The sequence below is a fragment of the Bradyrhizobium sp. 22 genome, from assembly GCF_000482425.1.
In the GTDB taxonomy this organism is placed as follows: Bacteria; Pseudomonadota; Alphaproteobacteria; order Rhizobiales; family Xanthobacteraceae; genus Bradyrhizobium; species Bradyrhizobium japonicum_B.
The window spans coordinates 524,404-538,302 of record NZ_KI519400.1; the positions used below are offsets into that span (position 1 = coordinate 524,404).

10 protein-coding genes are annotated in these 13,899 nt (G+C 61.7%); 2 read left to right on the top strand and 8 right to left on the bottom strand.

Going from position 1 to position 13,899, the window contains the following annotated elements; all coding sequences use genetic code 11:
* Positions 1–13 precede the first annotated feature (13 nt).
* The gene (locus K410_RS0127925) at positions 14–1,363 is read left to right on the top strand and encodes an aminotransferase class III-fold pyridoxal phosphate-dependent enzyme (RefSeq protein WP_028137930.1); all 1,350 of its coding nucleotides are present in this window, start codon (positions 14–16) and stop codon (positions 1,361–1,363) included.
* A gap of 18 nt (positions 1,364–1,381) precedes the next feature.
* On the opposite strand, the gene K410_RS41560 is transcribed toward K410_RS0127925, so the two are convergent.
* Entirely contained in the window at positions 1,382–1,561 is a 180-nt protein-coding gene (locus K410_RS41560; protein ID WP_433994216.1) for a response regulator transcription factor, read from the bottom strand.
* Positions 1,562–2,321: 760 nt separating this feature from the next.
* Between K410_RS41560 and K410_RS0127935 the strand changes: the two genes are divergently transcribed.
* A complete protein-coding gene (locus K410_RS0127935; protein ID WP_028137932.1) occupies positions 2,322–3,524 on the top strand; it encodes a serine hydrolase domain-containing protein in 1,203 nt (400 codons plus the stop codon).
* An 805-nt stretch (positions 3,525–4,329) separates the two neighbouring features.
* Here K410_RS0127935 and K410_RS0127940 read toward each other — a convergent pair.
* The 7 genes from K410_RS0127940 to K410_RS0127970 all read right to left on the bottom strand — a co-directional run bounded on the left by K410_RS0127940 (position 4,330) and on the right by K410_RS0127970 (position 13,874).
* On the bottom strand, positions 4,330–5,922 hold the full coding sequence (locus K410_RS0127940) for a gamma-glutamyltransferase family protein (protein ID WP_028137933.1): 1,593 nt from the start codon (positions 5,920–5,922) through the stop codon (positions 4,330–4,332).
* A 79-nt stretch (positions 5,923–6,001) separates the two neighbouring features.
* The gene (locus K410_RS0127945) at positions 6,002–7,393 is read right to left on the bottom strand and encodes an aspartate aminotransferase family protein (RefSeq protein WP_028137934.1); all 1,392 of its coding nucleotides are present in this window, start codon (positions 7,391–7,393) and stop codon (positions 6,002–6,004) included.
* Between the two features lie 113 nt (positions 7,394–7,506).
* Positions 7,507–9,111, bottom strand: a complete 1,605-nt coding sequence (locus K410_RS0127950) for an ABC transporter ATP-binding protein (protein ID WP_028137935.1) — start codon at positions 9,109–9,111, stop codon at positions 7,507–7,509.
* Positions 9,108–9,938 carry an ABC transporter permease gene (locus K410_RS0127955; protein WP_028137936.1) on the bottom strand — a complete coding sequence of 277 codons (831 nt, stop codon included), beginning with the start codon at positions 9,936–9,938 and terminating at the stop codon, positions 9,108–9,110. Before K410_RS0127955 ends, K410_RS0127950 begins: the two co-directional genes overlap by 4 nt.
* On the bottom strand, positions 9,935–10,903 hold the full coding sequence (locus tag K410_RS0127960; protein ID WP_028137937.1) for an ABC transporter permease: 969 nt from the start codon (positions 10,901–10,903) through the stop codon (positions 9,935–9,937). The genes K410_RS0127955 and K410_RS0127960 overlap by 4 nt, the downstream gene beginning before the upstream one ends.
* A 20-nt stretch (positions 10,904–10,923) precedes the next feature.
* Positions 10,924–12,570: an ABC transporter substrate-binding protein gene (locus K410_RS0127965; RefSeq protein WP_210164245.1), complete on the bottom strand. Its 1,647-nt coding sequence runs from the start codon at positions 12,568–12,570 to the stop codon at positions 10,924–10,926.
* Positions 12,571–12,635: 65 nt separating this feature from the next.
* Positions 12,636–13,874, bottom strand: a complete 1,239-nt coding sequence (locus K410_RS0127970; RefSeq protein ID WP_028137939.1) for an allantoate amidohydrolase — start codon at positions 13,872–13,874, stop codon at positions 12,636–12,638.
* Positions 13,875–13,899: the final 25 nt, after the last annotated feature.

The following is a 13,899-nucleotide window of genomic DNA, read 5'->3' on the forward strand; positions in this document are numbered from 1 at the left end:
CACGGAGCCTTCCATGCGCGAAATCAACTTTCTGGTCGAGAACAATGCCCGCCGCATCTGGCATCCGATGGCGCATCCCAAGGATATGCAGGACCATCCGCCCCGGATCATCATGAAGGGTGAAGGCATCCACGTCACCGACATCGAAGGCAAGACCGTACTCGACGCAGTCGGCGGCCTCTGGAACGTGACGCTCGGCTATAGCTGCGATCCCATCAAGAAGGCGATCGCAGACCAGCTCGACGAGCTGCCCTATTATTCCGGCTTTCGCGGCGTTTCGACGGGGCCTGCGATCGAGCTCGCCTATGAGCTCACTGAGTGGTTCAAGCCGGAAGGCATGGTGCGCGCGTTCTTTACCTCGGGCGGCTCTGACTCCGTCGAGACCGCGCTGCGGCTCGCACGGCAATATTGGAAAATCAAGGGCCAGCGCGACCGCACAAAGTTCCTGGCGCTGAAGAAGGGCTATCATGGCACGCATTTCGGCGGCGCATCGGTGAACGGCAATGCCAATTTCCGCCGCAACTACGAGCCGCTGTTGCCCGGCGTCTATCACATCCCAGCTCCCTGGACCTACCGCAACCCGTTCAACGAGGCCGATCCGGCCAAGCTCGCCAAGCTCTGCGCCAATGCGCTCGTCGACGAGATCGAGTTCCAGGGCGCCGACACCATCGCAGCTTTCATCATGGAGCCGGTGCTCGGCGCCGGTGGCGTCATCGTGCCGCACGAGAGTTTTATGGGCCTGGTGCGCGAAATCTGCGATCGCTACGGCATTCTCCTGATCTCGGACGAGGTCGTCACCGGCTTCGGCCGCACCGGCGCTTGGTCCGGCGCGCGGCTCTGGGACGTCAAGCCGGACATGATGACGATCGCAAAGGCCGTCACATCGGGCTATTTCCCGCTGGGCGCGACCATGATCGGCGAGACGGTCGCCGAGGCCTTCGAGAGCGACGAGACGAGTTTCGGCTCGATCGGCCACGGCTACACCTATTCCGGCCATCCTGTCGGTTGCGCGGCCGGCGTCGCCGCGCTCGCCGAAACGAAGCGACTGCAGCTCGACGCCAGGGCCGCGGCCTCCGGCGCGGTGCTCAACGGGGCGCTCGCGGCGCTCAAGCAGAAGCACGAGATCGTCGGCGATGTCCGCGGCAGGGGCCTGATGGCGGCGCTCGAGCTCGTCGCTGACCGCGACAGCAAGAAGGCGCTCGAAAAAAAGCGCGTCGGAGCAATTGCCGATGCGATCTACGATGCCGGTGTGATGGTGCGCGTATCCGGCAGCAACATCATCCTCTCGCCGCCGCTGATCATTACGGCAGACGACGCCAAATCGATCGCAAGCGCGATCGACCACGGGCTCGCGATCGGCTGACGCAAGGAGGCGTGGCCGCTAGTTCGGCCGCGCCATCAGCGCCACCACCGCGGAGCGCGTCTCGACGCCGAGCTTCTCGAAGATGTGGATCAGGTGGGTCTTCACGGTAGCGTGCGCGATGTTGAGACACTGCGCGATCTCGCGGTTCGTACGACCACAGCAAAGAAGTCGCACGACATCCATCTCGCGACTGGTCAGGCCATAGCGTTGCCCGTCCTCAGGCGCGGCAGCGCGACCAACCAGGTTGAACTGAAGATACTGATGTATCTTCTCGGCAATGGTGACGGCACCCTCCGGGATCCTTGCATCCCTATCCCATGCGACGCTCATACCGGCGACGATCTGATCGTCGCGCCGAAAGAAGAAATCTACCATGTCGACGATGCCACATTGATCGACGAAGGAGCGGTACAGCGCCGTCTCGCGCGGTTGCCGGTGGGCAATCGTGTTGCTCAACCGCGCGACCGCAAGGCCCCCCGCATGACGCGGATGCTGCGGGTCAAACTCGCTCATACCGTCGAGATACTGTCGGTGAAACGGCTCCGGAATCCCCGACAACAGGAAGCGCCGAAGGTTATAGCCCTCATCGACCTCGTAGAAAGCAGTCGCCGACCCCTCCAGCATGGACTGGGCAAAATGCACCGCTTCGCTCGTTGCAGGGTCCGAGCGGCCCATGAGCATCAGCATGGCCTACCCTCCTCGATTCCACTCCGTTCGGGACATCTGCCGTGTCCTCGCGCAGGCGACGCTGGGACAGGCACCACGTTTAGTCAAGCAATTTCCGGACCAGCGCCTCCACTTGCTGCCGAACGCAGGCGCCGCGTCATCCGGCCCTCCACCGAAGGGTTGATTGACTGGGCAGTCTCACCGCCGCGTGGGCGGGAGTCCACCACCCGGTTGATTGCCGAACGCCCAAGCGGACCTGATCGTAACGCCCTGACATCAAGACGGGACAAGAATGAAACCCCATCACATCATGGCGGCGTTCCCGCCGATGGAAGACCAGCAGGTGACGCTTGCCAATTGGCGGCAACATCCGTTCAGCACATGGGCGTTCCGCAACGTGCGCGAATTGTTGCCAACAGCCAACATCGCGCGCTCGCCTGAGTCGATTCCGCTATCCGTCGGGCAGATATATCTTGAGGACGTTAACTTCGCGGGCCGGAACGGCGAGCCGACACACCTGAGCAAAGCGCTCCGCACGAGCCACACCGACGGGATCGTCGTGATGCACCGCGGGCAAGTGGTGTCCGAGTGGTATGCTAACGGCCTTGCGCCCGACACACCGCATCTAATTTTCTCCGTCAGCAAGTCGATCGCGGGCACGCTGGGCGGCATCCTCGCCGATTGCGGCAAGCTCGATCCGGACGCGCCGGTCACGCGTTATATCCCCGAAATGGAGGGGTCGGTCTATGGCGGCGGCTGCACGGTCCGGCACCTGCTGGACATGAGCGTCGGCATCCACTTCGACGAGGACTACATGGCGCGCGATGGCGATGTCATGAAGTATCGACGGTCGACCGGGTGGGAGCCGCCGGAGGCAGGCATTCAAGCGACCCATCTGCGGCAATATCTGCAAACGCTGCGGCCGGACGGCACACCACACGGACACACCTTTCACTATGTCTCAACCAACACCGACGTGCTTGGCTGGGTCTATGAACGCGCCTGCGGCATGTCCTACGCGAAGATCCTGTCGCACTACCTCTGGCAACCAATGGGCGCACAGCACGACGCCTACATCACCGTTGATTCCCGTGGCGCTGCGCGCGCCGCCGGCGGCATCTGCGCCACATTGCGCGATCTTGCGCGCTTCGGCGAAATGATGCGCAACTACGGACTCAGCGGCGATCGACAGATTGTTCCGGCCTGGTGGATCGACGACATCAGGCGCAACGGTAATGCCGAGGCCTGGTCGCGGGGCGACCTCACGAAGGTCTTTCCGAACGGAAACTATCGCAGCAAGTGGTACACGATCGATCGCAGCCAAAGTCCCTTTGCCGCTGTCGGCATCCACGGCCAATGGATCTACGTCGATCCCGCGAACGAGATGGTCATCGCCCGCGTCTCGTCGCAGCCATTGCCGATGGATCTCGATCTTGACCACATGTGGCTGCGCGCCTATCGCGCGATAGCAACCAAGCTGGATGACGACTCCTGAGTCTCGGAATCGCATCCCGCCCCACGCAGTTTCGCATGGGCCCGAAGGGCTGCCATCACGGGTGCAAGACCGTGAAAGATCGTAGTCTGGCATGCAAAATCGTACGTTTGGTAGCGGGGAGCGCATCGAACCCCCGACGCGAACAATCCGATTTCCGGTTCTGCAGCAAACCGAGCCCTGCAGCGACGGGCAGAACAGACCATCCGTTTTGTTCGCCCTGATATTCCATTCTACGACGAGTGCGCGATTCGTCTGTACCGTCGGACCTCTGCGCTGTATCGAATGAGTGAAGGTACGGAAACAAAGGAAAAGTCGCACAGCAATCTGGCCGCGAAGCTCCTAAACGAGAAAACGTCGCCCCAGACCCGGCTTGTTCTGTCGTGAAATCGAAAGAAGCCCTTACTGGGCTTCACCAGCCCAGAGTGGGCATTCGTCGCACAATCAAGATCGTCGCGCTGGATGATATCTGAACACGCGCTCCTCTGATTGACGAGAGTCAACTGCGACCAGGCTATCGATTGATAGGTCCAAACCGGGCACGCACATTCACCGGTATCGACATTCAGTCAACTTTGCGCTCGCCAACTGCGACACTGCGTTCGAACGTGGCGAGCATCTTCCAAATTATTGATCTTTCTTGGTGTGATGTTCCTCGCCATCCCATCTCGTTTATGGTCGCTTCGTCGAATCCAATGCGACTTCCTTCCTCTGCAGGGTGCACGGCCGTCACACGCTCGGATGACGCCGCATAGGTAAGACAAGGCTTGAGACCGCGCGCGAGCGCCGCCCGGATGCCGGCGTGAAATCAATAGCCAAGCGCGCAGCCGTCCTTTCGATGGTCCGAAGCGCCCACGAGCACGCCGCCCTGCCAGTCGATCCCGATGGCCTGCGCCCCGCCTATCGGCCAACGCGGCGCCTGAACTTTGAGACCGCGCTCGCCAAACCCCTCGACGATCGAACCTCTAAGCCCCGCTTCCGCCTCGACGGTGGTGGTGCCCGGCAGCGGAAACAGCCGTGGTTCGTCCACCGCGGACTGCAGATCGAGCCCGTACTCGTAAAGCCTGGCCAGGAAGTGGGCATGACCCATTGCCTGATAGTGGCCGCCCATCACGCCAAATGCCAGAGAGGGCCGGCCTTCCTGATAGACCATGCCAGGAATGATCGTGTGCAGCGGCCGCTTGCGGGGCGCAATACAGTTGGGATGCTCCGGATCGATCACAAAGCTCTGCGCGCGATTGTGGAACAGAACGCCGCTCTTCGGCTCCATCAAGCCGGCGCCGTAGGGATGGAAGAGAGAATTGATGAAGCTGACCGCGTTTCGATCCTTGTCGACGGTGCAGATATAGACCGTATCGCTGTGCTCGGTGCCCGAGAACGGCGGCATGTCTCCGATCGCCTTGTTCAAGTCGATCTTTGCGGCCAGCGATGACGCGAGGTCGTCGGACAGCATATAATCCACAGGCACGGTTGCCATCGCGGGATCCGCCAGCAACCGATCCCGCGCCGCATACGCCAAGCGCGTCGCCTCCACCTCGATATAGAGGTTATCGACGTCCCGCGGCGAGCCGGATCGCTCGAACCGGGAGAGGATCTTCATGATCATCAGAGCGATGATACCCTGCCCGTTCGGGCCGCATTCGTAGACCGTGCGGCCGCGATAATCGATGGCGATCGGATCGGTGTACTCACCCTTCGCCGATGCGAAGTCGGCGCTCGTGTGGAGACCGCCCCTATCCGCCAGGAAGCGGGCGAGTGCGGCGCCAACGTCGCCGTCGTAGAAGGCCCGCGCTCCTTCGCGGCCGATCAGCTCAAGCGTGTCGGCTAGCCTCTCCTGCCTCTGGACGGAGCCGGCTTTCGGCGCATTGCCGGATATCAGAAATGTCTCACTACAACCGATGTCCACGCAGAGCAAGCTGGTCTGGTTGGCGAGATCGAACGCGACGCGTGGCGTCAGAACATAACCGCGGCGAGCTATCTCCACGGCAGGGGCGAGGATCTCGCGAAACGGAAGGCGGCCATGGTCTTTTGTGAGCGTCGCCCATGCCTCCACCGCCCCCGGAACCGTCACCGCGTGCGGCGTCTGCCGGTCGATGCTCCGGATACCATGCCGGACATACCACGCAGCTTCGGCCGCAGCCGGTGTTCTTCCGGAGCCGTTATAAGCAATCGGCTTTGCACGTCCTGGGGCAGAAAACAGCGCGAAACAGTCGCCGCCGATACCCGTCGATCCGGCCTCGACGACGCATTGCACCGCGCAGGCTGCGATCGCGGCGTCGATGGCATTGCCGCCCGCCTTCATGATCTCGAGCGCCGTCAGCGTCGAGAGCGGATGGGACGTCGCTGCCATCGCACCTTTGGCATAGGCCAAGGACCGTCCGGGCAGTTCGAAATTTCGCATCGTTGAGAACCTTGTAGGGTGAAAGCGGTAAAGGTCCGCGAGAGCGGTGCTGCTCGGGCCCAGCGATCGCTCTAGGAAGTCAAGCCGCGGCGGCGGGGCGGCCCGCCTGCAGCCAGGCGTACGTCTCGTCGAGAGCGAGCCGGGCGCGGGAATACATGTCCGCGATCTCCGACTTGGAAATGATCATCGGCGGACAGAAGTTGACGGTGTCGCCGAGCGCCCGCGTGATCAGACCATGCTTGAGGGCGCGCTCGCCCACTTGGGTCGCGACCCCCCATGAGGGGTCGAACACCTCTTTCGTCGGCTTGTTGCTGACGAGCTCCAGCGCACCGATCAGACCGATGCCCCGCGCGTTTCCCACAAGCGGATGATCGGCAAAGGACTGCAAACCCTCCTGGAAATCGCCCATGATCGAGCGGACATAGTTCACGATGTCCCGCTCCTCATAGATCTTGAGAGTCTCAAGGGCGACAGCGGTCGCGACGGGATGGCCGCCATAGGTGAACCCGTGACCAAAAGTGCCGATCTTGCCGCTTCCCTCGCGGATCGCCGCATAGACCCTCTCGTTGATCATCACGGCCGCAATCGGCTGGTATGCAGCCGAAAGCTGCTTCGCCATGGTGATGATATCGGGCTTCATGCCGAAAGTCTCGGAGCCGAACATATTGCCGGTGCGGGCAAAGCCGCAGATGACCTCGTCGGCAATCAGCAATATCTCGTACTTGCGCAGAACCGCCTGGATCTTCTCGTAGTAGGTCGGCGGCGGAACGATGCAGCCGCCGGACGCCATCAAGGGCTCGGCGAAGAATGCCGCGACTGTATCGGGTCCTTCTTTCTGGATGAGCTGGTCAAGCGCATCGGCGCACCGCGTCGCGAAGTCTTCCGGGCTCTCTCCCGGCTCTGCATAGCGGTAGTGGAGCGGGCATTCGGTATGCAGAATGCCCTTGATCGGAAGGTCGAAATCGCGGTGGTTGTTGACGAGACCCGTGAGGCTTGCAGAGGCAATGGTCACGCCGTGATAGGCGCGCATCCGCGAGATGATCTTCTTCTTGCCAGGCTTTCCGATCGCGTTGTGATAGTACCAGACCATCTTGATCGCAGTGTCATTGGCTTCCGATCCGGAGCTGGCGAAGAACACCTTGCTCATCGGCACGGGGGCGAGATCGACCAGTCGCTCAGCAAGTTCGACGGCCGTGTCGTGCGACTTGCCGCCAAAGCTGTGATAGAATGGAAGCTGCTGCATCTGCCGGTGCGCCGCATCGACAAGCCGCTGCTCACTGAAGCCAAGAGAGGCGCAGAACAGTCCGCCGAGCCCCTCGATGTATCGATTGCCTTCGTTGTCGACGACGTAGATGCCATCGCCGCTTTCGATCATCATGGGTCCCGTCCTCTCGTGGACGACGGCGTTGGTGTAAGGGTGCAAGACGCGCGCGACGTCGCGGGCTTCGATCGAATTCGGACGTATGGTCATTCTTCGGCTCTCCTCGACGATCGGGCTGCCCGGCGACGATTTCGTTGCCGATGGAGCCGAACTGCTCGCTTCCTTGAAAAGGTCGTATCAATGTATGTGAAACGATATCTTCTTCATGATGGCTCCAGGGCCGAACCGACGAGGTTGTGGGCCGCCAGGCCCGGCACCGAGGCAATCAACATTCGTGTGTAGGGGTGCTGTGGGTGGGACAGCAGCTCCCGTGCGGGTGCTTCCTCGACGATCTGGCCGAGCTTCATCACCGCGATGCGGTCGCAGATTTGCGCCGCAACCCTCATGTCATGAGTGATGAACAGCATGGACAGACCGAGCTTGTCGCGAAGACCTTCGAGAAGGTCGAGTATCTGCGCTTGCACCGATACGTCGAGGGCCGAGACCGGTTCATCTGCGATCAGCAGCTCTGCGTTCATAGCGAGAGCCCGCGCGATACCGATCCGCTGACGCTGCCCTCCACTAAACTCATGGGGCCATCGGACAACAGCCGACGGATCGAGCCCGACGAGCTGCAGCTTCTCCCGGGCTATGGCCCGCGCCTCTGCTGCACTGGCTCCGTGCGCGATCGGGCCGTCCGAGATGATGTCGCCAACGGTGCGCCGTGGATCCAGCGACTCGAACGGGTCCTGAAACAGGAACTGGATTCGCTTGCGAAACGGCTTCCATTGCTTTCGAGATAACGAGCGAAGGTCGGTTCCCTCGAATCTGATCTCGCCGCTATCGGGCGTGACCAGGTTCACAATGGTCCTCGCGAGGGTCGACTTGCCAGAGCCGCTCTCGCCAACAAGCCCGATGGTCTCACCCTTCCGCAGATCTAGGCTGATATCGTTGAGCGCAGTCACCTCCTTGCTGCCGCGCCAGTAGATCTTGCGCAGTCCGAACGTTTGGAGAATAGCTCTGTCGGCTCGTGGTCGCGGCGCATCCATGTTCGGTCGGGGGACGGCGGCGAGCAGCTTCTTCGTGTAATCGTGCACCGGTCGCTCGAGGACGGCTTCGGCGCTGCCGTGTTCCACCAGCTCACCATCCTTCATGACGATCACGCGGTCCGCGATTTCCCGCACCACGCCGAAGTCGTGCGTGATGAACAGCACTCCGGTGTTCCGTCGCCGCTGGATATCGCGAATGAGCTTCAGAATCTGGGCCTGCGTGGTGACGTCGAGTGCGGTTGTCGGCTCGTCCGCGATCAACAGCGCGGGCTCGAGCGCGATGGCCATCGCAATGACGACGCGCTGGCGCTGGCCGCCGGACAGCATATGCGGATACACGCGAACCAGAACTTCCGGGTCGGGCAAATTCACCGCTCGGAGCAGATCGGTCACCCGCTCCTGGCTGCATGCTATGCCATGGACCTGGAACACCTCCGCGATCTGGTCACCTATGCGCATCAAAGGATTGAGCGCCGCCATAGGCTCCTGGAACACCATTCCCATGCGAGAGCCGCGTAGGACTCGCAGTTGCGCCGGCGTCTTGCTCAGAAGATCAACGCCTTGAAGGTCGATCCGCCCACCGAGAACGGGCAAATTGCCGGGAAGCAATCCCATGATCGAATTGGCGATCATTGACTTGCCGGAGCCACTCTCTCCGACAACGCAGAGGATCTCGCCCTCACCAAGCGAGAAGCTGACCTCGGACACAGCTCGCGGACGATCGGCGTGGGAGGGAAGACCGATGGACAGTCCTTCAACGTTCAGAAGCTTGCCAGTCATGGCATATCCCGCTTTGAAAGACGCGGATTGAGCCATGTCTGAAGACCTTCACCCAGAAGATTGAGACCAAGCACCGTCACGACGATAGCAACACCGGGAAGGACGCTGATCCACCAGCCGATCCGGATCACGCTACGCCCCGACCCGACCAGGAATCCCCAGGACATCCAGTTCGCATCGCCGAGTCCGAGAAAAGACAGGGCGGACTCCGTCAGGACCGCGTTGGCGACCATGAGGCTGCCCAGCACGATCACGGGCGGCAGAGCATTGGGAAGAAGCGTTTGCCAGACAACGCGAAAATGGGAGACGCCGAGGACTTCCGCCGCCTGAACAAACTCTCTCGTCCGCAATGAAAGGAACTCGGCTCTTACAACCCGAGCAACAGGCGGCCAGGATACCAGGGCAATCGCCGTTATGATGGAGAACATGCTCGGCCGGAAGATCGCGACGAGAAGAATCGCGAGCAGGAAGCTTGGGATGGTTTGGAAGAACTCGGCGAACCGCATGACCGCGTCGTCGACCCGTCCGCCGACATACCCGGCGAGCGCCCCAAGGCCGATCCCGATGCCGAGCGATGCCAAGGTCGAGACACCGCCAATCAGCAGTGAAACCCAGGCCCCATGTGCCAACCCGGCCGCGATGTCGCGCCCGAGTGCGTCGGAGCCCAGAATGAAGCCAGGGCTGCCCGGTGGCTCGAACGGTGCCCCACGCATCTCCCACGGAGAGAACGGGAATAGAATGGGTGCAGCGACCGCCATGGAGATCACCGCGAGGATGATCAACGTGCCAATGGCCATCCGAGGATAGCGCCCGATGAAGGATCTCATAGTGCCTGAACTCTCGGGTCGAAGGCAAGATAGACAAGGTCGGTCAGGAGATTGAAGGTCAGGACGACGACCGACGTACATAGGAAAATGCCGAGCAGCAGGTCGTAGTCGCGCGCGAGCAGGGCCTCGAACGCGAGACTGCCGATCCCCGGCCAGGCGAATACCGTCTCGACGAGAACGGATCCGCCGATGAGATGGCCGGCCTGGATTCCGGCCAGCGTGATGACGGGCAGCAGCGCGTTCCGGAGCATATGGACCCATCTGATCCGGGTCTCCGAAGCGCCTTTGGCGCGCGCCGTCTTGATGAAGGGATAGCTCGACACCTCCACCATCGAGGCGCGCGTCAGGCGGACGTAGACGGCCGAATAGAACACCGCGAGCGTGATCACAGGAAGAATGGCGTGCCGGGCGATGTCCGTGACGCGCGCGAAGCCCTGGAGCGGCACGTCGACCGTCTCCATGCCGAATGTCGGCAGCCAGTTGAGCCAGACCCCGAACACCAGCACCAGCACGATGCCGACCAGGAAGAGCGGGGTTGCGTAGAAGAACAGCGACGCGCCCATGATGATCGTATCGGCCATGCCGCCTGGCCTACGGGCGGCGCGGACCCCGAGTGCGACCCCGCTCGCCAGCGCGATCACGAACGCAGTTCCCGTCAACAGTAGGGTCGCCGGCAGCCGTTCGAAGATCACGGTGAGAATCGGCCGCTGAAGACGATGCGACACCCCAAGATCCAGGGTGAGGACTCGTTCGATGTAGATCCAGAGCTGCAAGGGCAGTGGCTTGTCGAGACCGAACTGCTCACGCAATTGCCGCATGAACTCGGCATCGGCCTGTCCCGACTGCCCAGCTATGGCGCTCGCCGGATCACCCGGCGCGGCGTGGATGAGCAAGAAGTTGACGACGACGATGGCCAAGACCATCGCCGCCATCTTGAGCACCCGCCATCCGATCAGGCGGGGCATCGCCTGAAGACGATTCGAACTCATGCGAGGAAGACGTCGTCGAAGTCGTCGGCAATGCCCATCGCCGTAGTGATCGTGTTGTTGAGCCTCTTCGCGTAATAAGTCGGGAAACTCATCTGGAGCAGATAGATGTACGGCATGTCTTCGACGGCGATGCGCTGAAACTCCGATAGCAACTTCTGGCGCTCGACGGGATCGATGGCATACCTTGCCTTAGCGAGGACCTCGTCGACGCGCGGGTTGCTGTAGCCACCGACATTGTTGAACGCGACGTTCTTGATGTTCTCCGAGGTGAAGTACTGTTCCATGCCGATGTTGGCGTCGCCGACCTGGTAGATGTAGTTGATCGACGTCTCATAATCCCATTTCGCCATTCGGGCCGAGTGGCTACCCGCGTCGGTCGTTTCCATCGTCACGTTGATGCCGATCTTCTGCATCGACGCGCGGAAATACTCCGACAATCGCGTCCACACTTCGCCGTAAGGAAGCGGCAAATGGCGGATCGTGAACCGGACGCCGGAGGCATCGGGCTTGTGGCCGGCGTCATCCAGAAGCTTGTTGGCGGCAGCCAGGTCGAATGGCGGCAACTTGACCGAGGCATCGTAGAACTTGGTCGTTTCGCACAGCGGACCCGTGGCGACTTTGCCACTGCCGAACCAGAGCTTCTGCAGGATGAAACTGCGATCGAGCGCCATGCTCATGGCGCGCCGGACGCGGGCATCATCCAGCGGTTTGATCCGCTTGTTGATGTCGATCCATGCCAGCGGGCCGTAATACTCCCACCCCTTCAGCGTGACGGCTAGGTTCGGCTGTGCCTGGAAGCGCGGCAGGTCGAATGGCTCGATGTCGTTACCGCCGGCAAGCTGGACCTGGCCCGACTGCAAAGCGAGAGCGCGGCTTTGGCTGTCGGGGACGATGCGGTAGACGATCTCGTCGAGGTAGGGCTGGTTCGGTTTCCAGTATTCCTCGTTCCGGCGCAGCCGGATGAAGCTGCCGCGCTGCCATTCGACGAACTTGAACGGTCCGGTGCCGATCGGTTTCGCGTTGTTGGGATTGTTGCGCATATCGGCAACGTCGTAGAGATGTTTGGGGACGATCGTGAAGCCTGTCCCGCCGAAGCCATAAAGGAAGGGCGCGAACGGCTCCTTCAGGGTAAAGACCACCGTGTGCGGGTCCGGTGCCTCCGCCTTCTCGATCCGGGCAAAGACGATGCGTGCCCGCAGCGACAGGGTCATCCAGAACTTCATCGCCGAGAAGATGACGTCGTCGGCGGTCATGGGCTGACCGTCGTGGAACTTCACGTTCTCTTGGAGACGGAACGTATAGACCTTCTTGTCGTCCGAGATGGTCCAGCTTTTTGCCAGCACCGGCTCGAAATCGAGGGTCGGCGTATATGTGAACAGCGGCTGGAAGATCTTGCTGACGACCGTCAGGGTCGGAGCCTGAGCGTTGACGCCAATCATGAGAACCGGGGGCTCGGGCGTCAGGAGGCTGGTCAGCGTGCCGCCGCGTTTTGGGGTGATCCCTTGAGCCATCGCTTCATTGGCGCGCATGAGAAACGGCGCGGTCGCCGCCGCGGCAACTCCTGCTTTCAGCAAGGCACGCCGTGACGGAAGGCGGCCGGGATGACCGTTGGCCAAGTCTCGCACGGGATCAAAATCGCTCACGTCTCTACCTCCTCACCTGTATGATCGGATATCCGGCCGGTCGTCTCGAACGACGAACAACCGCATCAATCGTTCGGACGCTGTGCGCGCTCGAGTGCCATGTTGGCCAGAACGTCGCCGCCGGCTTTCGCATGATCAGGTTCGCACCATTCGAACTCGCTGTGCGAGATGCCGTCACGGCACGGCACGAAGATCAGCGATGTCGGGCACACGACGTGCATGTTCAGCGCATCATGCGCAGTCCACGTCGGTAACCGCATGGATGAATAGCCGAGATCGGCCGAGATGCGCTCTGCCAACTCCACGAATTCCATGGGAAAGTCGAACTTGTGGCGCTGCGGATTGCGGGAGAAAGATACGGCGAGCTGGGTTTCCTTTCCGACCCTGGTCACCGCAGCCTCGATCAGGTCGAGGATCCGGTCACGTCCCTCCGGTTCGGCATGAACGGTCAGGAATTGCAGCACCGCCTTGTGCGGAATGTTGATCCGGTTGTTCGGCAGGATGTCGATGACGGTCGCACTCGCCATGCCCTGGGGTTCCTGCGCCATGCCGATCTGCTCGATTGCTTCGACGATCCTGGCGGCACCGACCAGCGCATTGCGCCGCTTCGACATCCTGGTCGTTTGCGAATGACCATTCTCCCCGAGGATTTCGATGAGGCCACCGCCCTGGCATGACGTATGGGTTACCGCGCCGATCGTGACATTCGCGGCTTCCAGCACGGGGCCCTGTTCGATATGCAGTTCGATATAGCTGTCGACCGGTCGCTGCCCGACCTCGACATCGCCCGCATAACCGATACGTTTCAGTTCGTCCCCCATCAGGATGCCGGCACGATCCCGGGTCTGCAGCAATGTGTCCAGCGTCGTGCGGCCCGCAAAGAGATTGGAGCCGACGACACCGGGCGGAAACCGCGCGCCTTCCTCATTGGTCCAGTTCACGATCTCGATCGCGCGCCGCGTCTTGATGCCAGCGCGGTCGAGGGTGCGCACGACCTCGAGCCCGGCCAGCACGCCGAGCACGCCGTCGAACCTGCCGCCGGGAGCCTGGGTGTCGAGATGGCTGCCCACCATGACGGGCGGCAGGCTGGAATCCTGCCCCTCCCTCCGCGCGAAGATGTTGCCGATCTTGTCGATGGTGACGGTCAGCCCGGCCTCCTTCGCCCAATGGACGAAAAGGTTGCGACCGTCGCGATCGGCGTCCGACAGCGAAGTTCGGTAAGAACCGCCCTTGGCCGTCGCCCCGATGGCGGCCATCGTCATGATGTCCGACCACAGCCGCTCACCGTCTATTCTAACTGCCATGAGATTTGCCCTGCTTCCTGACTGC

Excerpts from the sequence above, each read along its gene's own strand:
- K410_RS0127925 (WP_028137930.1), top strand. The coding sequence starts at position 14 with ATGCGCGAAATCAACTTTCTGGTCGAGAACAATGCCCGCCGCATCTGG.
- K410_RS0127935 (WP_028137932.1), top strand. The coding sequence starts at position 2,322 with ATGAAACCCCATCACATCATGGCGGCGTTCCCGCCGATGGAAGACCAG.
- K410_RS0127940 (WP_028137933.1), bottom strand. The coding sequence starts at position 5,922 with ATGCGAAATTTCGAACTGCCCGGACGGTCCTTGGCCTATGCCAAAGGT.
- K410_RS0127945 (WP_028137934.1), bottom strand. The coding sequence starts at position 7,393 with ATGACCATACGTCCGAATTCGATCGAAGCCCGCGACGTCGCGCGCGTC.
- K410_RS0127950 (WP_028137935.1), bottom strand. The coding sequence starts at position 9,111 with ATGACTGGCAAGCTTCTGAACGTTGAAGGACTGTCCATCGGTCTTCCC.
- K410_RS0127955 (WP_028137936.1), bottom strand. The coding sequence starts at position 9,938 with ATGAGATCCTTCATCGGGCGCTATCCTCGGATGGCCATTGGCACGTTG.
- K410_RS0127960 (WP_028137937.1), bottom strand. The coding sequence starts at position 10,903 with ATGCCCCGCCTGATCGGATGGCGGGTGCTCAAGATGGCGGCGATGGTC.
- K410_RS0127970 (WP_028137939.1), bottom strand. The coding sequence starts at position 13,874 with ATGGCAGTTAGAATAGACGGTGAGCGGCTGTGGTCGGACATCATGACG.